This window comes from Longispora urticae, from assembly GCF_053902585.1.
Genome location: NZ_JAQZSH010000041.1, coordinates 212,198 through 234,429, shown reverse-complemented (window position 1 = coordinate 234,429; position 22,232 = coordinate 212,198). Strand labels below are relative to the sequence as shown.

The 22,232-nt window shown below is 74.9% G+C and carries 19 protein-coding genes; 12 read left to right on the top strand and 7 right to left on the bottom strand.

Annotation, left to right across the window (positions count from 1 at the left end):
* Nucleotides 1-40 precede the first annotated feature (40 nt).
* Nucleotides 41-517 (bottom strand): MarR family winged helix-turn-helix transcriptional regulator, encoded by a 477-nt coding sequence (locus PT931_RS28785; protein WP_456248842.1) that lies wholly within the window; start codon nt 515-517, stop codon nt 41-43.
* Between the two features lie 64 nt (nt 518-581).
* Nucleotides 582-1,826: a M23 family metallopeptidase gene (locus tag PT931_RS28780; protein ID WP_456248841.1), complete on the bottom strand. Its 1,245-nt coding sequence runs from the start codon at nt 1,824-1,826 to the stop codon at nt 582-584.
* Nucleotides 1,827-2,123: 297 nt separating this feature from the next.
* Between PT931_RS28780 and PT931_RS28775 the strand changes: the two genes are divergently transcribed.
* Nucleotides 2,124-3,035 (top strand): hypothetical protein, encoded by a 912-nt coding sequence (locus PT931_RS28775; protein ID WP_456248840.1) that lies wholly within the window; start codon nt 2,124-2,126, stop codon nt 3,033-3,035.
* A gap of 7 nt (nt 3,036-3,042) precedes the next feature.
* Here the strand turns inward: PT931_RS28775 and PT931_RS28770 are convergent, their stop codons facing one another.
* Complete coding sequence (locus PT931_RS28770) at nt 3,043-4,239, bottom strand: FAD-dependent monooxygenase (RefSeq protein WP_456248839.1); 1,197 nt, start codon at nt 4,237-4,239, stop codon at nt 3,043-3,045.
* Nucleotides 4,240-4,332: 93 nt separating this feature from the next.
* Here PT931_RS28770 and PT931_RS28765 point away from each other — a divergent pair, with 93 nt between their 5' ends.
* Entirely contained in the window at nt 4,333-4,827 is a 495-nt protein-coding gene (locus tag PT931_RS28765; RefSeq protein ID WP_456248838.1) for a MarR family winged helix-turn-helix transcriptional regulator, read from the top strand.
* A gap of 2 nt (nt 4,828-4,829) precedes the next feature.
* Nucleotides 4,830-5,264, top strand: coding sequence for a hypothetical protein (locus PT931_RS28760; RefSeq protein WP_456248837.1), 435 nt, complete (start codon nt 4,830-4,832; stop codon nt 5,262-5,264).
* An 85-nt stretch (nt 5,265-5,349) separates the two neighbouring features.
* Here PT931_RS28760 and PT931_RS28755 read toward each other — a convergent pair whose 3' ends face one another.
* Nucleotides 5,350-5,496, bottom strand: a complete 147-nt coding sequence (locus tag PT931_RS28755; protein ID WP_456248836.1) for a hypothetical protein — start codon at nt 5,494-5,496, stop codon at nt 5,350-5,352.
* Nucleotides 5,497-5,716: 220 nt separating this feature from the next.
* Between PT931_RS28755 and PT931_RS28750 the strand changes: the two genes are divergently transcribed.
* Entirely contained in the window at nt 5,717-8,473 is a 2,757-nt protein-coding gene (locus PT931_RS28750) for a helix-turn-helix transcriptional regulator (RefSeq protein ID WP_456248835.1), read from the top strand.
* On the opposite strand, the gene PT931_RS28745 is transcribed toward PT931_RS28750, so the two are convergent.
* The gene (locus PT931_RS28745) at nt 8,360-9,040 is read right to left on the bottom strand and encodes a DUF6328 family protein (protein ID WP_456248834.1); all 681 of its coding nucleotides are present in this window, start codon (nt 9,038-9,040) and stop codon (nt 8,360-8,362) included. The genes PT931_RS28750 and PT931_RS28745 overlap by 114 nt on opposite strands.
* 248 nt (nt 9,041-9,288) lie before the next feature.
* On the opposite strand from PT931_RS28745, the gene PT931_RS28740 reads away from it, so the two are divergent.
* The 6 genes from PT931_RS28740 to PT931_RS28715 all read left to right on the top strand — a co-directional run bounded on the left by PT931_RS28740 (nt 9,289) and on the right by PT931_RS28715 (nt 16,860).
* On the top strand, nt 9,289-10,227 hold the full coding sequence (locus PT931_RS28740; protein WP_456248833.1) for a hypothetical protein: 939 nt from the start codon (nt 9,289-9,291) through the stop codon (nt 10,225-10,227).
* A 4-nt stretch (nt 10,228-10,231) separates the two neighbouring features.
* On the top strand, nt 10,232-11,380 hold the full coding sequence (locus tag PT931_RS28735; protein ID WP_456248832.1) for a sensor histidine kinase: 1,149 nt from the start codon (nt 10,232-10,234) through the stop codon (nt 11,378-11,380).
* Nucleotides 11,377-12,051: a response regulator gene (locus PT931_RS28730; protein ID WP_456248831.1), complete on the top strand. Its 675-nt coding sequence runs from the start codon at nt 11,377-11,379 to the stop codon at nt 12,049-12,051. Before PT931_RS28735 ends, PT931_RS28730 begins: the two co-directional genes overlap by 4 nt.
* 189 nt (nt 12,052-12,240) lie before the next feature.
* Entirely contained in the window at nt 12,241-13,443 is a 1,203-nt protein-coding gene (locus PT931_RS28725) for a hypothetical protein (protein ID WP_456248830.1), read from the top strand.
* Nucleotides 13,444-13,611: 168 nt separating this feature from the next.
* Nucleotides 13,612-14,703 carry a glycoside hydrolase family 19 protein gene (locus PT931_RS28720; protein WP_456248829.1) on the top strand — a complete coding sequence of 364 codons (1,092 nt, stop codon included), beginning with the start codon at nt 13,612-13,614 and terminating at the stop codon, nt 14,701-14,703.
* Nucleotides 14,704-14,874: 171 nt separating this feature from the next.
* A complete protein-coding gene (locus PT931_RS28715) occupies nt 14,875-16,860 on the top strand; it encodes a GTP-binding protein (protein ID WP_456248828.1) in 1,986 nt (661 codons plus the stop codon).
* Nucleotides 16,861-17,001: 141 nt separating this feature from the next.
* Here PT931_RS28715 and PT931_RS28710 read toward each other — a convergent pair whose 3' ends face one another.
* A complete protein-coding gene (locus PT931_RS28710; protein ID WP_456248827.1) occupies nt 17,002-19,392 on the bottom strand; it encodes an FtsX-like permease family protein in 2,391 nt (796 codons plus the stop codon).
* A gap of 1 nt (nt 19,393) precedes the next feature.
* Nucleotides 19,394-20,140 (bottom strand): ABC transporter ATP-binding protein, encoded by a 747-nt coding sequence (locus tag PT931_RS28705; RefSeq protein ID WP_456248826.1) that lies wholly within the window; start codon nt 20,138-20,140, stop codon nt 19,394-19,396.
* A 110-nt stretch (nt 20,141-20,250) separates the two neighbouring features.
* Between PT931_RS28705 and PT931_RS28700 the strand changes: the two genes are divergently transcribed.
* Both PT931_RS28700 and PT931_RS28695 read left to right on the top strand, forming a co-directional pair.
* Nucleotides 20,251-21,492, top strand: a complete 1,242-nt coding sequence (locus PT931_RS28700) for a sensor histidine kinase (protein ID WP_456248825.1) — start codon at nt 20,251-20,253, stop codon at nt 21,490-21,492.
* Nucleotides 21,493-21,509: 17 nt separating this feature from the next.
* Nucleotides 21,510-22,196, top strand: coding sequence for a LuxR C-terminal-related transcriptional regulator (locus PT931_RS28695; RefSeq protein ID WP_456248998.1), 687 nt, complete (start codon nt 21,510-21,512; stop codon nt 22,194-22,196).
* The last annotated feature ends 36 nt before the right edge of the window (nt 22,197-22,232 follow it).

The window sequence follows — 22,232 nt, the reverse complement described above, 5'->3', positions numbered from 1 at the left end:
CCGTAGCAGATAGTTTTGAAGTAGACGATCTATTCCGGGATTACTTTTGGGGCCGCCGGGCGCGCCGCACCGGGGTCGCGGACTCCACCGGCTTCGCCAGATGCCCGTCGACCAGCCGGGTCAGCGCGGACACGAACGGCTCCCGCTCGGCCTCGGGCAGCGCGTCCAGCACCGCCCGGTGCACCCCGGTCGAGATCCGCCGTCCCTGCTCCACGGCCGCGAGCCCCGCCTCGGTGACCCGCACGACCCGGGCCCGGCGGTCGGTCGCCGACGGCCGGCGTTCCGCGAGCCCCGCGCTCTCCAGGGCGTCGAGGGTGACCACCATCGTGGTCTTGTCGAGGTCGGAGAGCTCCGCCAGCTGGTTCTGGGTGAGTTCGGCCTGGCTCGCGTGGTTCAGCACGCAGAAGCCGCGCGGGGAGATGCCGAGTTCCTCGAAGGCGGCCGTCATCTGGGTCGACAGCACGTGGCCCGCGTGGGACAGCAGGAAGCTGACATCGGTGACTGTCGGTGCGCTCATGCCCCCGAGGATAGCAAGATAGGTCCGCTGCGGGATTATCCCGCAGCGGACCTATCTGGGGGTACTAGCAGGCCGGGACGGTGGCCGTGGTCGAGACGAGGGCGGCTGCGACGTAGTCCGCGTCGGTCAGTCGGTACCAGACGTTGCTGTTGTTGACGGTGCTGCCGGTGGTCCGGCAGCTGAGACTGAGCGCGCGCCCGTTGGGGGCGAGGTACATGACGGAGCTGGTCGAGGTGCTGGTGTTGTACCGGACGTTGGCGCCGCCGCTGGTGTTGACGGTGCCGGCGTAGGGGCCGTTGCCGGCGTAGACGCCGTAGTTGGTGAGGCTGTCGTTGGCGGTGCCGGCGACGGCCTTCCTGTCGGCGTGCGTGGCCGGGCCGGTGTAGTTGGAACCGCCGGAGTGGAAGGTCCAGCCGCCGATCGTCCTACCGACGACGGATTCGAAGGACGGGTTGGTGTTGTTGCCGCTGCGCAGGGTGAAGTGCACGTGCGCGCCGTTGGCGCTGCCGCCGCAGGCGGTGTTGGTACCGGCGGTGCCGAGGTAGTACTCGACGCCGATCTGGGTGCCGTCCGCCGGGAAGTCGGTGCGCTGGTTGAGGTGGTAGTAGCCGGTGACGTAGCCGTTGGGGTGCACGATCAGAATCAGCGCCTTCGCCGTGGAGCCGGCGTCGACGCAGGCCCGGTAGACCCTGCCCGGCCCGGCGGAGTGGATCTCGGTGCCGGTGCCGCCGAAGTCGATGGAGCTGTACAGCGAGCCCGAGCCGTCGTTGGCGTGCGGGCCGCCGCCCATGCCGGCGCTGGTGCCCTTGCGGAACGGCAGGGCCAGGCCGGTGTCGGCGGGCAGGGCGGCCGCGGCGAGTCCGGTGGTCGGGGCCGCCGCGGCGTGGTTCGCGGCGAACAGCGTCTTCTCGTCGGCGGAGACCACCGACGCCGGGGCCTGGCGGGCCAGGGCCACGAACTCGGGGCTGCCGAGGATCGCGACCTGCCAGCGGCCGGCGGTGCGGCGGGCCACGTACAGGCTCGGGTCCGGGGCGCCGTGGCCGTCGGCCGCGCCCGGGATGGTCGCCACGCCGAAGGACCAGGAGCCCTCGGACCGGCGCGGCTCGACGATGGCCTCGGGGGCGATCCGGGCGAGTCCGCGTTGGCGGGCCACGGTCGGGCCGCGTTCGGCCAGTACGGTGGCGCGGACCTGGTCGGCGAGACCGGTCGTGGGGGCGGCCGCGGCGGGGGCCATCGGGACGGCGGCGGCCACGGTGGCGGCCGCCAGTCCGGTGACCACCAGGGACCAGTGCGGGGTGAAACGTCGCATGAGGGGGGCTCCGTTCGTTCCGGCAGGGCCGCCGGGCGGCGACCTGGGCAGTAACGTAGGGCCCCCGGTGGCGCCGTGAACAGGGCAACGGAAACGTCCACGTTATGGGGCGGCGCACCGGCACGCGGGGGCTGACGCGCGCACGCGTACCCCTCTGAGCAGGGCTTTTGGGGTGTGGGTGTGAATGCTCGCCGGTTCGGGAACTGTGGGCCGTTCACAGAATTGCGGCTTAAGGACGGCTGGTGGACGGCCGACCCGGGCATCGGCGACCATGAGGGCCTGAGAGAGGAGGTCGGGATGGCGACGATGGATCGCGAACTCGCCCGCGCCCTGCACTCCGGCCCCTTCGCGCTCGCCCTGGACCTGTCGATCGGCGCCAGCGGGCTCAGCCTGGAGCGGATCCGGCACCACCTCGCCGAGCGCGGCGTCACGGTCGGCCGGACCACGCTCAGCTACTGGCGCCGGGGCCGCAGCCGCCCCGAACGCGACACGTCCCTCGCGGCGATCCGGGCCCTGGAGTCGGTGCTGGGCCTCCCGCCGGACGCGCTGATCGTCCTGCTCGGCCCGCCCCGGCCCCGGGGCCGCTGGGTGCACCACCCGCCGGGCACCTTCGACCGGGCGCAGCTGTGGCCCGCCAACGGCCCGATCATGGCCCAGCTCCAGGCCCCGCCGCACGAACAGCTCCGGGTGCACACCATCCACGACCTGGTCACCCTGGACAACCGGGGCGCGGAACGCTCCGTCCGGACCCGGCTCGTCGTCGAGGCGCTCGTCGACCGGGTGCACCGCTGCCTGGTGTACTACCAGACCGACGACCTGCGCCGCCCCCTGCCCGAACTCGCCGACGTCCGGCACTGCCGGCCCGGCCGGATCCGCACGGACCCGGTGACCGGGTCGATGGTCGCCGAGCTGATCCTCGACCGCCGGCTCGACACCGGCGACCACACGGTCCTGGAGTACGAGCTCGCGTCACGCCCCGGGGAGGCGCTGACCTTCTACCACCGCCGGCTGACCCGCCCGGTCCGCGACCTCCTGCTCCAGGTCCAGTTCACCGGGGCCGTGCCGTCCCAGTGCCACGCCTACCGGCAGCGGTCGCTGGGCGCGCCGGAGCGGGACGTGCGCGAACTGTGGATCGGGGCGTTCGACACGGTGCACCTGATCGGGCGGGACGTGCAGCCCGGGGTGGTGGGGGTGCGCTGGGCGTGGTGAGCCGGGGTCAGTAGTCCTTCAGGACCAGCCCGTTGGCGATGTCCCCGAAGTCCTGGAAGTCGACCTCCGCCGCCCCACCGCCGCCGGCCGCCGCCTCACCGCCACCCGCCGCCGCCGCGGTCTGCGCCTCCACCCGGGCCTTGTTGGTGAGCGCGAGCTGCTGGTTCGCGGCGACGTACCCGCCCAGTTCCTTCTGGTAGTTCGCGAAAGCCAGCTCGTGGTCCCCGCCGGCCGCCTTCAGTTCGCCCGCGAGGACGTACGCGCCGACCATCGCCATGCTGGTGCCCTGGCCGGACAGGGGTGAGCCGCAGTACCCGGCGTCGCCGAGCAGCACGACCCGGCCGCGCGACCAGCTGTCCATCCGGATCTGGCTCATTGAGTCGAAATGGAAGTCCGGCGCGTCCCACATGTACGACAGGGCGCGGGGGAACTCCCAGCCGGCGTCGGCGTACCGCTCGGCCAGGAGCCGCTTCTGCGCGGCCACGTCGCGGTAGTCGTACTCGACCGGGTCGGGGGTGGCGAAACCGATGTACACCCGGGCCTCTGCGTTGTCCCGGGCGCTCATCATGCCGCCGCCGAAGTCACCGGCCTGGCAGAACACCTGCCAGTGGTCGAGGTCCAGGAAGTTGGGCGCGGTGAACACGGCGAGGTAGGTGCCCAGGTGGCTGATGAACTCCTCCTCGGGGCCGAACACGAGCCGGCGCACGTTGGAGTGCAGGCCGTCCGCGCCGACCAGCAGGTCGAACGTGCGGGGCGCGGCGTTCTCGAAGGTGACCCGCACCCCGTGTTCGTCCTGCTCGACGGCCGTGATCGAGTCGTCGAACAGGTACCCGACCTCCGGGCCGGCCGCCTCGGCGAGCAGCCGGGCCAGGTCGTCGCGGAGGATCTCGACGTCGGGGCTGGACAGGTCGCCGCCGGTGAAGGTGTGCCCGGTGGTGGAGTAGATCTCGGCGCCGTCGCGGCCGTACACCGTCATGCCCCGCATGCCGGTGCTGTGCGCGCGCAGCTCGGCGGCCAGGCCCATCCGGTCGGCCACCTCCAGGGCGGGGCCGCGCACGTCGACGGCCTGGCCACCGGCCCGCAGCGCCGGGGCGCGCTCGACGACCGTGACGGCGAAACCGTGCCGGGTGAGCCAGTACGCGAGGGCCGGGCCGCCGACGCTGGCACCGGAGATCAGGACTGTGGTGTTCCGCGTGTTCGTCATGGGGACACCGTGCCGAGGGGCGCTGACCGGCCGCTGACCGTGTGCTGACCGTCATACTAGCCATGGAGATAATGTCTATGTACAGTTTCCCGCATGAGCAGCTCAGAGGGCCCCACCCCCGGTTTCCTGGTCTGGCGGCTGTCCACGCGGTGGCGGGTGGCCGTCGACCGGGCGCTCGCGCCGCTGGGGCTGACCCACGCGCAGTACACCCTGGTGGGTTCGTTGCACGGGTTGCACGGGGCCGGGCGGCGGCCCAGTCAGCGGCAGCTCGCCGACCACACCGGGCTCGAACCGCTCTACGTCTCCAAACTCGCCCGGAGCCTCGAGGCCGCCGGTCTCGTGATCCGGACCCCGGACCCCGCCGACACCCGCGCGGTCCAGCTGTCGCTCACCGCCCACGGCCTCGACGTCGCGGGGCGGGCGGTCACCGTCGTCCACCAGCTCGTCGACCGGCTGATGGCCCCGCTGGGCGGCCTCGACGGGGACCGGGCCCGGGTGTTCGCCGGGGAGCTGTCCCTGCTGCTCGACGTCCCCCTCGACCTCGGCGCGCCTCCCGGCGCCGGGCTCCCTCTCGACCCCCAGGAGTAGCCATGTCCACCGCACCACTGCTCACCGGCCAGGTCATCGGCCAGACCGCGCTCGCCATCTTCGCCGTCCGCGACCGGGTGCTCGCCCGGGCCGGCATCACGTTCCACCAGTCCGTGGCCCTCACCACGGCGGCGGCCGCCGGCGGGTCCGTCGACCGGGCGGCGGTCCTCGACCGGATGACCGGCACCCTCCAGATCGGCGAACCGGCCGCTGTGGCGGTGCTCGCCGAGCTGGTCGACGCCGGCCTGGTGCGCGACACCGCCGGCGTGGTCACGCTCACCGACGCCGGGCGGGGGCTCGACGACGGGGTCCGCGCCGAGTTCGACGAGATCACCTCGGCCGTCTACGGCGACCTCTCCGAGGAGGACCGCGCCACGGCCGGCCGCCTGCTCGTGACCGTGACGGCCAGGGCCAACGCCCTCCTGGCGAACCTCTAGCGCACTTTCCGGGTACTTCGACCACAGTGGCCGGACCTCACTCCCCCGGGCCGGCACGGCACACCGACCCGGGGCGGTCGGACAGTCAGTCGTAGGGCATGAAGTCGTCGGTCTGGGCCGCGCCGTCCGCCGACACGACCACCGCGTTGTCCACCGCGGCCACGGCCGGGGCGACGGTCGCGGCGATACCCAGGGCCACCAGGACGGCGGCGCACAGTCGTCTGATCCTCATCGTCCACCTCGTGTGGTCGTCGTAGGTCCGGGAGTTGGACAAACAATCACAGAGGACGAAGAACGGCAGATACCGCTTCGTGAACGGGGGCCGGACACCCGACGGCGGTTCCCCGCACGCGGCCGGAACGCCGGGCGACCTGCGGGCGACCGGTACCCGAAAGCGGGGTTGCCTGGGGGTTTCCTTGTTCGGCACCCGGGGGCCTTGTAGCGTCTGATCTATGGCGAAAGCTCCTGACCTGGTGCTGGGCCGCGATCCGGAGCTGTCCCGCCTCTCGGGCTGGGTGGACGACGTCGTGGCCGGCCGCGGGCGCGCCACCCTCGTCGAGGGCGAGTTGGGGATCGGCAAGTCCACCCTGGTGCGGGCCGCGACCCGGGCCGCCGCCGACCGGGGCTGCCAGGTGTTCTGGGGCGCCGGCGACGAACTCGGCCAGGCCCTGCCCCTGTTGCCGCTGCTGGAGGCGCTGCGGGTCCGGGAGTCCGACGATCCCCGGCGGGCGGCCGTCGTGCGCACCCTGCGCGGCGAGTTCACCCACGGCGGCACCGCCGGTCCGGCCGCGGCCGCCGCCGAGCAGGTCGTGGCCCTCGTGGAGGAGCTGTGCGCGGGCCCGACGATCCTCGTCGTCGACGACCTGCAGTGGGCCGACGAGACCAGCCTCGCGGTGTGGGAACGGCTCGCCCGCTCCGTGCGCCAACTCCCCCTGCTGCTCGTCGGAGTGCTCAGAGCCGGCCCCCGACCCGGCCGGCTGGCGGCACTGCGCCGCGCCGTCGGGCCCGGCTCGACCCTGCGCCTCGGCCGGCTCGGCGAACCATCCATCGTGGACCTCGTCGGCGCGCTCGCCGGCGGGCGGCCCGGTGCGGGGCTGCTCGGGCTGGCCGCCGGGGCCGCCGGCAACCCGCTGTACCTGACGGAGCTGGTCGGGGCCCTGTCCCGGGGCGGCGGGCTGGCCGTCGACGCCGACGGGTCGGTCGAGTCCACCGGCGAGCCGCCGACCTCGCTGTCCGCCGCCATCGCCGACCGGCTCGACTTCCTGCCCGAACCCGTCCGCGGGGTACTGCGCGCCGCCGCCCTCCTCGGCGGCGACTTCGCCATCACCGACCTCGCCGTGGTGGCCGGCCGGCCCGTCGCCGACCTGGTCGACGCCCTCGCCGAGGCCCGCGCCGCCGGGGTGCTCACCGAGTCCCTGGCGTTCCGGCACCCCCTGATCCGCACCGCCCTGTACGAGGACCTGCCCGCCCCCGTCCGCGCCGCCTGGCACCTCGACGCCGGACGCGCGCTCGCCGGGGCGGGGGCGTCCGTGGACCGGGTGGCCCGCCAGGTGCTGCCCGCCGTGCGCGGCACCGCCGACACCGACCCGGTCGACCCGTGGGTGCTCGACTGGCTGGCCGGCGCGGCCCCGGTCCTCGTCGGCCAGGCGCCCCGGGTCGCCGTCGACCTGCTCCGCCGGGCCGCGCCGGGCCGCGCCGACGGCGTCCTGGCCAGCCACCTCGCCGACGCCCTGTACCGGGTCGGCGAGGTGGTCGAGTCCGAACGGGTCGCCGGCCGCGCCCTGCTGCTGGCCACCGACCCGGACGTCCTCGTCGACCTGCACCGGACCCTCACCCAGTGCCGGGCCCTGACCGGCCGGTCCGCGGACTCGCTGCCCGCGCTGGAGGAGGCCCTCGCGGCCGCCGCCCCCGGTACCCGGCACCGGGCCCGGCTCCTCGTCCTCACCGCGCGCACGCAATGGGGCACCGGCCACGTGGCCACCGCCGAACGGGTCGCCGCCGACGCGCTGGAGCAGGCCGCCGCCATCGGCGACCGGTGGGCCACGAGCTGGGCGCTGCACGTGCTGACGATCGTGGCGATGACCCGGGGCGCGGTCGCCGACGCGCTGCCGCTGTTCGAACGGGCCCTCGCCGCCGCCGAGTCCGAGCCGGGGCTCACCGACCTGCGGCTGCTGCTCGGGATCAACCAGGCCGGCGCGTACGGGGAACTCGACCGGCAGGCCGAGGCGCTCGCCGCCGTCCAGCAGGTCGGCGCGCTCGCGGACCGGACCGGCAACGTCGTCCGGCTCGCCCAGGCGCACAGCGCGCTCGGCCAGCTGTCCCTCGACGCCGGCCGGTGGGACGACGCCCTCGCCGAGGTGGACGTGCTGCCCGCCGACCTGAAGGACCCGGCCGTCGCGTGCTGCGACCACGGCGTGGCGGCCGTCATCGCGTTCCACCGCGCCGAACCGGACCTGGCCCGCCGGCACCTGACCGCCGCCCTGCCGCACGCGGAACGGATCGGGGACCGGCTCGTCGGACCGCTCGCCCTGGCCCGCAGCCTCGACCGCGAACAGGCCGGCGACCCGGCCGCCGCGCTCGCCGTGCTGGCCGACGCCCGCGACCTGCTGCCCGAGGCCGTCCGGCTCGCGGTGGTCCTCGGTGACCGCGACCGGGCGGGCGACCTGACCCGGCACGCGGAGACCCTCGCGGCCGAGCAGCCCGTACCGCACCGGCGCGCCGTCGCCCTGCACTGCCGGGGGCTGCTCGACGGGGACCCGGCGGCGCTGCTGACGGCCGCCGACCGGTACCAGGACTCGGGGCGGGCGCTGCCCCGGGCCGCCGCGCTGGAGGCCGGGGCGGCGGCGCTCGCCGAGGGCGGGGACCGGACGTCGGCCCGGGCGGCGTACGCGCGGGCGTTCGACGCGTACACGGCGCTCGGCGCGGGCTGGGACCTGGCCCGGTTGCAGGCCCGGCTCCGCGCGCACGGCATCCGGCGCGGGCCGCAGGGCAGCCACCGGAAGGCGTACACGGGCTGGGACAGCCTCACCCCGACCGAGGTACGGATCGCCGCGCTGGTCGTGGAGGGGCTGTCCAACCCGCAGATCGGGGCGCGGCTATTCCTGTCCCCCCGGACGGTGGGAACGCACGTCTCGCACATCCTGGCGAAGCTGGGGGTGCACTCGCGGATCGACATCGCGCGGGAGTCGGGGCTGCGGGCCTCCAGCTGAGTCCCCGGGCCGGTCCTGGTCGTGCGGCGCCGCCAGCTCCCGCCGGGCGTGCCGGGCCCGGCTCCACAGCGGCACGATGTACCACCACAGGCAGAACCACCCGACGGTACCGGCCGTGAACCACGACGCCGGCCCGGTGCCGAGCACCACGTCGAGGATCAGCAGCATCGACGAGCTCAGCGACAGCATCAGCAGGGCCAGTCCGAACTGGACGAACAGCCCGCACGCCCGGACCAGCTGCCGCTTGAGCCGGCGCTGGAAGAACAGCCGGTGGAAGGACGCCGGGGCGATCAGGAGGGCGGTGGCCGCCGCGCCGAGGATGAGGCTGGCCACGTACAGGTTCCGCTCGAACACGGTCAGCGCCCCGAACCTGGGCGTGAATGCCAGGGCCAGCAGGAACGCGAGCAGCAGCTGCACCCCGGTCTGCGCGACCCGGACCTCCTGGAGGATCTCGCTGTAGTTGCGGTCCAGCCGCTGGGTCGGCGTCTCACCCCGGGCCCGGAGGTTCCAGTCGTCGTGCGGGTCGGGCGGGCGCGGTACCGGATGGTGGGTCAGCCAGTGGTTCATGGGGTGCTCCCGGGTGCTGGTCGCGGCGATCTGTCCGGTTCCAGAATCGTGGGTGTCCGGGAGGGAAACATCCGTTGACTGACGGATGTTGAACGCGGGCCCAGGGCGGGGCCGGCTCCGGAGTCTCCCGGAGCGGCCGTCAGGGTCGCATCCCCCTCAGGGGGTGGTCCGAACGACCGCTCCAGGGGGGCGTCCGGGGAGCCGCGCGGACATAGCGTTCGGGGCCACACAGAACGAAGGGGTGGCTCGTGACAACGATTTTGGGGTACTTCTGGGCCGCCGTGCGCCCGGTCAACGCCCAGCAGCGGTTCCTGTTCCGGTGCGGCACGCTCCTGGTGGCGTCGGGTCTGCTGCACCTCGGGATCGCGGCGGTCGACGACGCCGCGTGGTGGGGGCCGGTGTCCTGGCGGAAGCCGGCGGTCTTCGGCCTGTCGTTCGGCCTGCTGCTCTGGGCGTCGGCCTGGACGGTGCGCCAACTGCCGGTCAGCCGGTGGGGCTGGATCCCGGTCGGCATCCTCGGTGGTACCTCCGTGCTGGAGGTCTTCCTGATCTCGATGCAGCGGTGGCGCGGGATGCCCTCGCACTTCAGCCCCGACCCCACCTTCGACAACATCGTCTGGGGCGTGATGGCGCAGTCCGTGTTCCTCGCGGCGGGCGCCCTGGCCACGCTCATGGTGTGGGCGATGATCCGGTTCCGGGGCAGCCCGGCCAGCCGGGTCGCGGTCATCGCGGGGCTGGCGGCGCTGATGGTGGCCGGGAAGATCGGCGGGGACATGGCCGCGCTCGGCGAGTTGACGGTCACGGCCACCGGGGACGTGCCGCAGACGGCCGTGGTGTTCGGTGCGGCGGGCAGCGCGAAGCTCGCCCACGCGCTGGGCCTGCACGGGCTGCACGTGCTGGGGCTGCTCGCGGTCGGGCTCGACCTCGGCGGCCTGGCCACCCGGGCCCGGGTGTGGCTGATGCTGCTCGCGGTCGCCGGGTACGGCGCGGTGTTCGGCTCCGTCATGGCCACCGCGTACGCGGGCCGGGCCTGGACCTCCCCCGCCCCCGGTCAGGCCCTGCTCGCCGCCGCCGGGCTCGCCGCGCTGCTCCTGGTCGCGTTCGCACTGGTCAGGTCGTGGTCGCGGGGCCGGGACGACGGGGCCGAACGGGCGGTTGGGGCACACCGCGCCGGTGTGGTGGGCTAGGGGCATGGAACTGTCCCTCCGGCGACGGGTCAGCCGGGCGCTCGACCGTCCGGTGTCCGCGCCCACCGTGGACGTGGTCCTCGCGGCCGTCGCGCTGGTCGGCATGGTCTGGGAGCGGCTCGCGAAGGCCCCCGAACTCGGCGGCCGGCTCCCCGTCGCGCTCGCGCTGGCCGTGGTCATCGCGGGGGGCGCCGCGTTCCGGCACCGGGCGCCGCTGGCCGCGTACGTCCTCGGGAGCACGGCGCTGGGCGTCGAGGCGCTGTGGGTGATGACGAGCGGGCTGTCGCCGTACGTGAACCTGATCTGCCTGTACTCCCTCGGCCAGTACGGCTCCCGCCGGCAGGCGCTCTGGGGTCCCGTGGTGGCGCTGGCCGGCATCCTGGCGTACTTCGCGCGGAGCGAGACCGAGCCGGCCGTCCCCACCGGGGTGCTGTTCCTCTGGCTGCTCGGCTGGGCGGTCGGCTACACGAGCGCCCGGCGGCGGGAACGCCAGGAGGCCGCGCGCCGGATCCGGGCCCGGGAGGCGGTGGCCGACGAACGGGTCCGGATCGCCCGGGAGCTGCACGACCTCGTCGGGCACACCGTGAACGTGATGCTGGTGCAGGCCGGCGCGGCCCGGTTCGTGCTCGACAGCGACCCCGGGCAGACCCGGGAGATCCTGCTGGACGTGGAGCGGACCGGCCGCGAGACGCTCGACGAACTCGACCGGGTACTGGGCGTCCTGCGGCCCGACTCCGACGCCGACCTGCGCCCCGGGCTCGCGGAACTGCCCCGGCTCGCCGAGCGGATGGCCGGCGCGGGGCTGGACGTGACCCTGGACGTGCAGCCGGCGACCCGGGACCTGGCCCGCAGCCTGGACGTGTCGGCGTACCGGATCGCCCAGGAGGCCCTGACCAACGCGCTCCGGCACGGCCGCGCGGTGCGGGCCACGGTGTCGGTGCGCTGCGACGGCCGGGTCCTGGAGGTCGAGGTGCGCGACGACGGCCGGGGCCCGCAGCCCGGGTACCGGCCCGGCCGGGGGCTGCTGGGCATCGCCGAACGGGCGGCGGTCTTCGCGGGCAGCGTGACGCACGGCGCGGGCGAGCCGGGCGGCTTCCGGATCCGGGCGGTGCTGCCGGTGCCGGCCCCGGGGGCGCGGACGGTGGCGCCGTGACCGTCCGGGTGCTGCTCGCCGACGACGACGCCCTGATGCGCGCCGGCGTCGGCGTCGTCCTGCGTGCCGCCCCCGACATCGAGGTGGTCGGCGAGGCGGCCGACGGGCTCCGGGCCGTGGAGCTGTGCCGGTCGCTGGCCCCGGACCTGGTCCTGATGGACGTGCGGATGCCGGGCGTCGACGGCATCGAGGCCACCCGCCGGATCGTGGCGGCCGGGCTGCCGACCCGGGTGCTGGTGCTCACGACATTCCGGCACGACGAGTACGTCTGGGGCGCGTTGCGGGCCGGGGCCAGCGGCTTCCTGCTCAAGCGGGCCTCGCCGGAGCGCCTGGTCGACGCCGTGCACACCGTGGCCGCCGGGGACACCCTGCTGGACCCGTCGGTGACCCACGACCTGGTCGAGCACTTCGTCCGCCGGGGCGGCGCGCCCGCGGACCGGGGCGAGGCGTCCCGCCGGCTGGCCGGGTTGACGCCCCGGGAGGACCAGGTGCTGCGCCTGATCGCCCTGGGCCACTCCAACGAGGAGATCGCCGACCTGCTGGTCATCGCCGAGTCGACGGCGAAGTCGCACATCAAGCGGATCCTGGCCAAGATCGGGGCGCGGGACCGGGCCCAGGCGGTGGTCCTGGCCTACCAGTCCGGCCTGGTGACCCCGCACCGGAACCCCTAGACCCGCTCTCCGGGTACGCCGCCCGGCCGGCTCAGGACCAGCATCCGCGGCCCCTCGCGGGTCGGCCGGTCGACCTCGTCCCGTGCGCCCGACCCGGCCGGTGGACCACCCGGCCGGAATCTCCGTCCGGCGGGACAACCAAAGCACCGGCCCCGGGCGTCTCTCCGCGGAGACCACCGAGGAGCCAGGGTGAAACTGCCAGAGGACGAACTACGCGTGACCTTCGACGGTCCGACCCCCGCCGCCCGACCGGCCGGGGTTCCCGTCCGCGCCCGCCCGGCGCTCGCCGTCGCCGGGATCGCCGCACTGCTGGTGGCCCTCGCGGTGGCCGGCCCGTGGTCCGCCGACCCGGCCCGACACACGGCGGCGTCCCCGACCCCCGCGTACGTCACCTCCCCGGACCCGGGCCAGCCCCGGCCCGCCGCGCCGCCACCGGCCAAGGTGGACCTCGTCCTCGGCACGGGAACCGCGTGGATCGTCCGGGCCGCCGACGGGCGGGAGACCGTGCTGCCGCCCGAGCCGGTCCACACCGTCTACCGGGTGCCGGAGGGCCTGCTCGCCGTGACCGTCGGCCAGCACCTGCGGGTGTGGCTGGTCACGCCCGCGGACCGCGTGCTCCTCGTCGACGAGGACGACGCGGACGGCACCCGCGCCTCCGAGATCCTCGGCTCGGCCGCCGGGCGGGGCGGCCCCGATGTCGGCGTCTCCCCGGAGGGCCGGCGGGTGGCCTGGCGGTCGGGCACCGAGGTGCGGGTGGCGACCGTGACCCGCGGCGGGCTGACCGGGGTCCGGTCGGTGGCCGTACCGGTCGGGACCAGGGTGACCGGCTGGCACGGCCCGTACGTGGTGCTCGGCCGGATCGGGGAGGTGCCCCCGGGCGCGAACGGCGTGCTGCAACAGTTCGACCGGTACGACGCGTGGAACCCCGACCTGGGCGGCTTCACCCCGACGTGGAACACCGGGGTGCGCGGCGTGTGGGGGCTGGCCTCCGACGGGAGGATGCTGGTCGGCTCGACGGGCGGGGCCGGCGGGTGCCTCGCGCTCCTCGATCCGCTGCACGGCCTGCGCCCGGTCCGCGAGCGCTGCGGCACCGCCATGGACCACCGGTTCGACGGCGTCGTGTCCCCCGGCGGCCGGTGGCTGCTGGGGAACGGCCCCTCCGGTCCGCTGGTGCTGGACGTCGACGGGACGCTCGCCGACGGCCGGGCCGCGCGCGCGTTGCCCCCGGGCAGGGCCTGGGGCTGGCGGGACGCGGACACGGCGTTGGCGGAGGCCCGCGCGGACGGGCTGGGGGCCGGGGAGGGCGTGCTGACCCAGTACCCGTCGGAGGGTCCTCCGGTTGTGCTCGGCGGCACGGGCCGGGGCGGGCTACAGGTCGTGGCGCGCCCCTGAGCCGACCCCGCTGAGAGAGCGTTCTCTCAGAAGACGTGTCAACCCCCTTTCTGGAAACAAAGTTTGCAGATACGGTGATGCATGCGCATTCATCGTTGACTGCGCTCTACCGGGTCGATCCCCCTCGTCGATCTTGTGCGGCCCCCGCCGCACGAAGGAGTGATCACAGTGTCCAGACAACGCCTCATGGCCATCCTCACCGGACTGACCGTCGTCGGCACCCTCGCGGTCATCATGCCCATGACCAGCGCGAACGCCGCCGTCGACTGCACGACCGCCTGGAGTTCGAGCACCGTGTACGTGGGCGGCACCCGCGCCTCACACAACAGCCGCAACTGGTCCGCGAAGTGGTGGACCCAGGGCGAGACCCCCGGCGCGGCCGCCGTGTGGGCCGACCAGGGCGCGTGCGGCGGCGGCACCCCGACCCCCACCCCCACGGCCGGGAGCTGCAACTATCCCGCCTGGGTCCAGGGCCGCGCCTACGTCACGGGCAACATCGTGCGCTACACCGACGGCAAGTACTACATCGCCGAGCACGACAACCCGGGCTACGACCCGACGGTCAGCACCTGGTACTGGGACCCGTACGCCTGCACCGGCACCCCGCCGACCACCGCCCCGCCGACCAGCACGCCGCCCGGCAGCTTCGTCGTCTCCGAGGCGCAGTTCAACCAGATGTTCCCGAACCGCAACAGCTTCTACAGCTACGCCGGGCTGACGGCGGCCCTGAGCGCGTACCCGGCCTTCGCGAAGACCGGCACCGACACGATCAAGCGCCAGGAGGCGGCGGCGTTCCTCGCCAACGTCAACCACGAGACCGGCGGCCTGTACTACATCGTGGAGCAGAACACCTCCAACTACCCGCACTACTGCGACCCGAACCAGCCCTACGGCTGCCCCGCCGGCCAGGCCGCCTACTACGGGCGCGGCCCCATCCAGCTGAGTTGGAACTTCAACTACAAGGCGGCCGGTGACGCCCTGGGCATCGACCTGCTGCGCGACCCGTACAAGGTGGAGCGGGACTCGGCCGTGGCGTGGAAGACCGCCCTCTGGTACTGGATGACCCAGAACGGCCCGGGCACCATGACCCCGCACAACGCGATGGTCAACAGCCGGGGCTTCGGCGAGACGATCCGCAGCATCAACGGCAGCATCGAGTGCAACGGCGGCAACCCGGGCCAGGTCCAGAGCCGGATCGACGCCTACACCCGGATCACCGGCATCCTGGGCGTCGCCCCGGGCGGCAACCTGAGCTGCTGAGACTCCCCTGACGCCGGCCCGCCCGGGGCACCCGAATTCGGTTGCCCGGCGGGCCGGCGTTCTGCTGTACTCGCCCCCTACCCGCCACCGATCTACAGGAGAGACCCGTGCGCCGAGCTTCCCTGCCCTTCCAGATGGTCGTTTTCACCTATCTAGAGGACATGGAACTTCGTGCGGACCTTGAACCTGGGAATCCTGGCGCATGTCGACGCCGGTAAGACGAGCCTGACCGAGCGGCTGCTGCACGCCGCCGGGGTGATCGACGAGATCGGCAGCGTCGACGCCGGCAGCACCCAGACCGACTCGCTCGCCCTGGAACGCCAGCGCGGCATCACCATCCGGTCGGCCGTCGTGTCGTTCGTCATCGACGACGTCACGGTCAACCTGATCGACACCCCCGGCCACCCGGACTTCATCGCCGAGGTGGAACGGGTGCTCAGCGTGCTCGACGGCGCCGTCCTGGTCGTCTCCGCCGTGGAGGGCGTCCAGGCCCAGACCCGGGTGCTGATGCGCACCCTGCGCCGGTTGGGCATCCCCACGCTGGTGTTCGTGAACAAGATCGACCGGGCCGGCGCGCGGTACGGGGACCTGGTGGCGGACCTCGCCGCGAAGCTGGCCCCCGCGACGGTCGCGATGGGCACCGCCGAGGACCTGGGCACCCGCGACGCGCGCTGGACGCCGTTCGGCCCCGGGGACGCCGCCTTCACCGACCGACTGGTGGAGGTGCTCGCCGACCACGACGACGCGCTGCTCGCCGCGTACGTGGACGGGCCCGGGGTGCCCTACCCCCGGCTGCGGGCCGCGCTGGCGGCGCAGACCGGGCGGGCCCTCGCCCATCCCGTGTTCTTCGGCTCCGCGATCACCGGGGCCGGGGTGGACGCGCTGGTCGCCGGGATCGCCGCACTGCTGCCCGCCACCGAGGGCGACCCCGACGGCCCGGTGTCGGGCACGGTGTTCAAGGTGGAACGCGGGCCGGCCGGGGAGAAGGTCGCCTACGTGCGGATGTTCTCCGGCACGGTCCGGGTCCGCGACCGGCTGCGGTTCGGGGACGGCGCCGGCAACAAGGTCACCGCCATCGGGGTGTTCGACCGGGGGCCGGCCGTGCGGCGTGACGCCGTGGTCGCCGGGCAGATCGCCACCCTGTGGGGGTTGGGGGACGTGCGGATCGGCGACCCGGTCGGCGTACCCGGAACGGTGCTCCGGCGGCACTTCGCCCCGCCGACGCTGGAGACGGTCGTCGTCCCCGTCCGCCCGGCCGACCGGGGCGCGCTGCACGCCGCGCTCGCCCAGCTCGCCGAGCAGGACCCGCTGATCGACCTGCGCCAGGACGAGGTCCGCCAGGAGATCTCGGTGTCCCTGTACGGCGAGGTGCAGAAGGAGGTCATCCAGGCGACCCTGGCGGACGGGTACGGGGTCGACGTCACGTTCCGCGAGACGACCACGATCTGCGTCGAGCGGCCGGTCGGCGGCGGCGCGGCGGTGGAGGTGATCGCGAAGGGCGACAACCCGTTCCTCGCCACGGTGGGGCTGCGGGTCGAGCCGGGGCCCCTCGACAGCGGGGTGGACTTCCGGCTGGGCGTGGAACTGGGCTCGATGCCGTACGCGTTCTTCGCCGCCGTCGAGGACGCCGTGCGCGAGACCCTGGGCCAGGGCCTGGCCGGCTGGCAGGTCACCGACTGCGTCGTCACCATGACGCACTCCGGCTACTGGGCCCGGCAGAGCAGCGCGCACGGCGGGTTCGACAAGTCCATGTCGAGCACCGCCGGGGACTTCCGGAACCTGACCCGGCTGGTCCTGATGGACGCGCTCCGGCACGCCGGCACCGAGGTGTACGAGCCCCTGCACCGCTTCCGGCTCGAACTCCCCGCCGACCTGCTCGGACCGGTACTGCCCGTCCTGGCCCGACTGCGCGCCGTCCCGGGCACGCCGGAGGTGCGCGGCCCGGTCTGCCTGCTGGAGGGCGAGATCCCGGCCGCCCGGGTGCACACGTTGGAGCAGCTCCTGCCGGGGCTGAGCCGGGGTGAGGGCGTGCTGGAGTCCGCGTTCGAGCGCTACCAGCCGGTCACGGGCCCCGCGCCGACCCGGGCCCGGACGGACCACAACCCGCTCCACCGCGAGGAGTACCTGCTGGCGGTGCTGCGGCGGGTCGGCCGGTGAACCGGGTCCACAGCGGCGGAACGTGACCGGGTGCCGGCCGGGTCGGGTGGCGGAACGGGGCCGGGGCCGCCGGGTGCCGGTACCCGTCGACGGGGTCTGGTGGTGGGAGCCCCCGGGGCGTGCGCTCCGGGGGCTCCCGGGTCACTCGCGGTCGCCGGCCAGGGCGACGGCCCGGCGGCGGAGGGCCAGGCGGGCCGGCAGGACGCTCGCGCCCACGGCCAGGGCCAGGCACCCGGCGACCACCGCCCCGACCGTCCCCCACGGCACCAGCAGCGGCACCGGGGCACCCAGCGCCTGCGCGAGGCCGGAGCGCACCCCGAGCAGCGCGGCGACCGCCACCGCCATGCCCAGGGCCGCGCCGATCCCCACCACCATCGCCGACTCGGCGGCCACGGACCGCAGCACCTGGCCGACCGTGCCGCCCGACAGCCGGAGCACCGCGAAGTCGCGGCGCCGGCCCGCCGTGGCCATGACCAGGGTGTTGGCGACCGCGATGCCGGTGTAGCCGACGGACAGGCCGATCAGGGCCAGCACGAAGATCCGCACCAGGACGTCGTCGCGCGCGGAGCTGTCCGACTCGTAGTCGACGCCCCGGACCGCCGTCGCGCCCAGCCCCGCGACGGTCGCCCGCAGGTCGGCGAGCGGCACACCGTCCACATAGGCCAGCGGGGTCAGCGCCGACGGGTCGTGGGCGCGGACGGTCGCGCGGGGCACGAACAGCTCCGCCTCGTCCGAGGAGTCCAGGACGGCGACGACGCGCAGGGTGACGGTCCGGCCGTCGGCGAAGGTGACCGGCAGCCGGTCACCGACCCCGGGGCGCGCCTCGTCCGGCCCGCCGACCACGACCACCGTGTCGGGCGCGCCGAACCCGGCCAGGGACCCGGCGCCGACGGCCGGGCGGAACGCGGCGGGGTCCACGCCGGCCGCCACCCGGCTCCGCCCGGCGAGGTACACCTCGGTCGGGGTGTACGCCGTGGACCTGCCGGCGGGCAGCGCCGCGAGCACCGCGTCGGACAGCCCCGGCGTGCCCTCGGGGCGCACCACGGACTCGTGGGCCACGGCCGCCGTCCCCCGGCTCCGGTAGGCCGAGGACACCGTCGCCACCTGCCCCAGGATCAGCGCCGCGAACCCGACCGTGACGATCACCGGCGCGGCGATGGACGCGGTCCGCCGCACGGCCGTCAGGCTGCTCTCCCGGGCCAGGGTGCCAATCGCCCCGGCCAGCCGGCCCAGCGGCCAGGTCAGCGCGCGGACCACGGGCGGGATCACCACCGGCGCGAGCAGGGTCATCGCGACCATCAGGGCCATGGCCGCCAGCATCGACAGCAGCATCAGGTCCTCGTTCTCCGCCGCCGGGGTCGCGACGGCCAGCACGGCGCCCAGCACGGTGGCGGCACCGCCGCAGAGCCACCGGGCCCGGGTCATCGGGCGGGTGTCCACCGTGGCCTCGCGCAGCGCCTCGACCGGTCCGACCGCGCCGGCCCGCCGGGCGGCCGAGCCCGCGCCCAGCACCGCGACGGCCAGGCCGACGACGTACGCCACGGCCAGCGGCCACGCCGGCACCCGGGTGACGAAGCCGGGCGGCTCGAACCCCACGTCGACCAGGACCGCGCCCAGGGGCGGCGCGACCAGGGCGCCCACCAGGACACCGACGGCGGCGGCCAGCGCGCCGACGCCCAGGGCCTCGCCGTACACGGCCCGGCGGATCTGGCGCGGGGTCGCGCCCACGGCCCGGAGCAGCCCGAACTCGCGGCGGCGCTGGTTCGTCGCGAACGCGAACGTCGACGCGACCACGAACACCGTGGAGAACACCGCGAGCAGCACCATGGCGACCAGCACCTGCTCGCCGATCTCGCGGGTGCCGCTGACCGCGTCGTCCTCCAGCGCCGACCGGCCGTCGCCGGACAGCACCGTGCCGGCACCGGCCACGGCCGCGGTGATCGCGGGCAGGTCGACGTGCGAGGTGCGGACCCCGAGGAGGGGTACCCGGCCGGCGAGGCGGGCGGCGACGGTATCGGCGACGTACAGGCCGGGGCCGTCGATCGTGCCCGTCACCGTGTACGACGCGGGCCCGGCCGCCGTGAGCACCGTGACCGCCGCCCCGGGCGCGACCCCGGCCGACCGGCCGACGACGAGCTCGCCGTCCCGCTCCGGCGCCCGGCCGTCGAGGACCGGGTAGGGCGCCAGCCCCGCCGCCGACCAGCCGTGGCCCTGCGGGTCGCGGGGGTCCGGCCGGCCGACGGGGCGGCCGTCGAGCACCAGCTGGGCGTAGAACGCCCGGTCGGGGACCACGGCCGTCACCCCGGGCACGGCGGCCAGCCGGGCGGTGAGGTCCCGGAGCTGGTCCGGGGACCAGGGGGTCGTGCCGTCCTGGACGTACACGGCGGTGCCGGCGAGGCGTTCGGGGACCGCGGGGGTGGCCGACAGGTACACCAGGAGGGTGCTGGCGACCAGGGCGACGCCGAGCGCGAGGGTCACGAACGTGCCGACGAAGCTGACCCAGCGCTGCCGGATCGTGGCGAGGGGCGACATGTCAGGCCTCCAGCCGGGCCATGCGGGTGGCGATCGCCTCGGCGGACAGCGCCGGCAGCACGTCGGCGACCCGGCCGTCGGCGAGGAACACGACCCGGTCGGCGTACGCGGCGGCGACCGGGTCGTGGGTCACCATGATCACGGTCTGGCCGTGCCGGTCGGCGGTGGCCCGCAGCAGGCCGAGCACCTCGCGGGACGTGCCGGTGTCCAGGGCGCCGGTCGGCTCGTCGGCGAACAGCACCGCCGGCCGGGTGACCAGCGCGCGGGCGATGGCGACCCGCTGCTGCTGGCCGCCGGACAGCTCGCTCGGCCGGTGGCCGGCGCGGTCGGCCAGGCCCACCTCCGCGAGGACCGCCAGCACCCGGGCCCGGTCCGGCCGGCGGCCCGCCAGCCGCAGCGGCAGGGCGACGTTCTGCTCGGCGGTGAGCGCGGAGACCAGGTTGAAGGACTGGAACACGAACCCGACGGCCTCGCGGCGCAGCAGGGTCAGCGCGTGCTCGGTGAGCGGCCCGAGGTCGGTGCCCGCGACCACGACCGAGCCCCCGGTGGGCCGGTCGAGGCCGGCGGCGCAGTGCAGCAGCGTGGTCTTGCCGGAGCCGGACGGCCCCATCACGGCCGTGAACGTGCCGGTCGGGAACACCAGGGTCACGCCGTCGAGGGCCGTGACGGCATTGTCTCCCGTGCCGAAGGTGCGGCGGACCGCCGCGAGGCGCACCGCCTCGGCCTGGTGGGTCTGGGTGATCGTCATGCCGTCGAGCCTTCCGGGAACGGGGCCGCCGTTCACTGGCGCACGGGAGAGTCCCGGAGGTAACGCCAGCACTACCGCCGCCGGCGACCGGGCCCGCTACCGTCAGGGACGTGACCGTCCGTACCGGCTGGCAGGCCCTCACCCGGCACCCGCTCGGCTTCCTGGCCTCCGCCTGGCCGTGGCGGTCCCTGGCCTACCTCGTGTCCGGGGTGCTCACCGGCGTGGGCACCGCCGCGGTGCTGCTCGCGCTGCTCGTCTTCGGGGTCCTGCTCACCCCGGCCGTGGTCGGGCTCGTGCTGCTGGCCGCCGTCCCGCTGTCCGGCCTGGTGGTGGGCCGGTTCGAACGCTGGCGGATGCTGCTCGTGGACCGCGACCCCGCGCCCGACCCGCACCGCGCGCCCGACCGGCCCGGCGTGCGGGCCTGGCTGCGCACCCGGGTCCGCGAACAGCAGACCTGGCAGGAACTCGGCTATGTCGGCGTGTCCATGTTCGGGCTGTGGTGGCTGGACTTCGGCGTGCTGGCCGTGTCGTTCTTCCTGCCCGGGCTGTGCGTCGCGAGCATGATCTACGACCTGACCCTGCCGTGGTACGGGTACGTGTTCGACTCCGTGGCGTTCGTGCCGCTGTTCGTGATCGCCGCGTACCCGGTGACCGTGTGGGCCGGGGCGCGCGCCGCCCTGACCCGGGCCATCCTGTCGCCCCGGGAGGCGGAACTCGGCGCGCGGCTCGGCGAGGTGTCCCGGTCGAGGGCCCGCCTGGTCGACGCGTACGAGGTGGAGCGCCGCCGGATCGAACGCGACCTGCACGACGGCGCCCAGCAGCGGCTCGTCGCCCTGACCGTCCAACTCGGCCTCGCCCGGCTGGACCTGCCCCCCGGCTCCCCCGCCGCGCGACAGGTCGGCGGGGCGCACGAGCAGGCCAAACTCGCCCTCGCCGAGCTGCGCGAACTCATCCGGGGCGTGCACCCGCAGATCCTCACCGACCGGGGGCTGCCGGCCGCCGCCGCCGACGTGGCGGGCCGCTCCCCGGTCCCGGTGACGGTGGACCTGGTCCTCGACGGCCGGCTGCCCGCGTCCGTGGAAGCCGCCGCGTACTTCGTGATCACCGAGTCCCTGGCCAACGTCGCCAAGCACAGCCGGGCCGGGCGGGCCGTCGTCCGGGGCCGGGTCGCCGGGGACCGGCTGGTGCTGGAGATCAGCGACGACGGGGTGGGCGGCGCGGACGTCACCGCCGGCAGTGGACTGGCGGGGCTCGCCGACCGGGCCGCCGCCGCGAACGGCACACTGACCGTGACGAGCCCGACCGGCGGGCCGACCGTGGTCAGAGCGGAGCTGTCGTGCCTGGTGGAGTAGACGGTGCCCCGGGCAGGATGTGGGCGGGGGCCGGGAGCGGGTCGGGGCCCGGGCGGCGGTCGTTGCGGGTCGTCGTCGCCGAGGACTCCGTGCTGCTGCGCGCCGGCCTCGTCAGCCTCCTCGAACGGTTCGGCCACACCGTGCCCGCCGCCGTCGGGGACGCCGCCGACCTGGTCCGGGCCGTCGAGCGGACCGAGCCCGACATCGTCGTCACCGACGTGCGGATGCCGCCCGGGTTCACCGACGAGGGGCTGCGCGCCGCCGTGGCCCTCCGCGCCGCCCGGCCGGGACTCGCGGTGCTGGTGCTCAGCCAGTACGTGGAGCAGACCTACGCGAGCGAGCTGCTGGACTCCCGGCGCGGGGTCGGGGTCGGCTACCTGCTCAAGGACCGGGTCGGGGACGTCACCGAGTTCGCCGACGCCGTGGGCCGGGTCGCCGCCGGCGGGACCGTGGTGGACCCCGAGGTGGTGCTCCAGATGCTCGGCGCGCGCCGGGACCCGCTCCAGCGGCTGACCGCCCGGGAACGCGAGGTGCTGGCCCTGATCGCCGAGGGCCGGTCCAACGCGGCCATCGCGCGGGCGCTCGTGGTCAGCGACGCGGCCGTGGCCAAGCACATCAACAACATCCTCACGAAGCTGGACCTGCCCCAGGCGGAGGACGACCATCGACGGGTACTGGCGGTGCTCGCGTTCCTCCGGGGCTGACGTTTCCGCAGGTCGCCCCGTACCCCGTGATCGGGG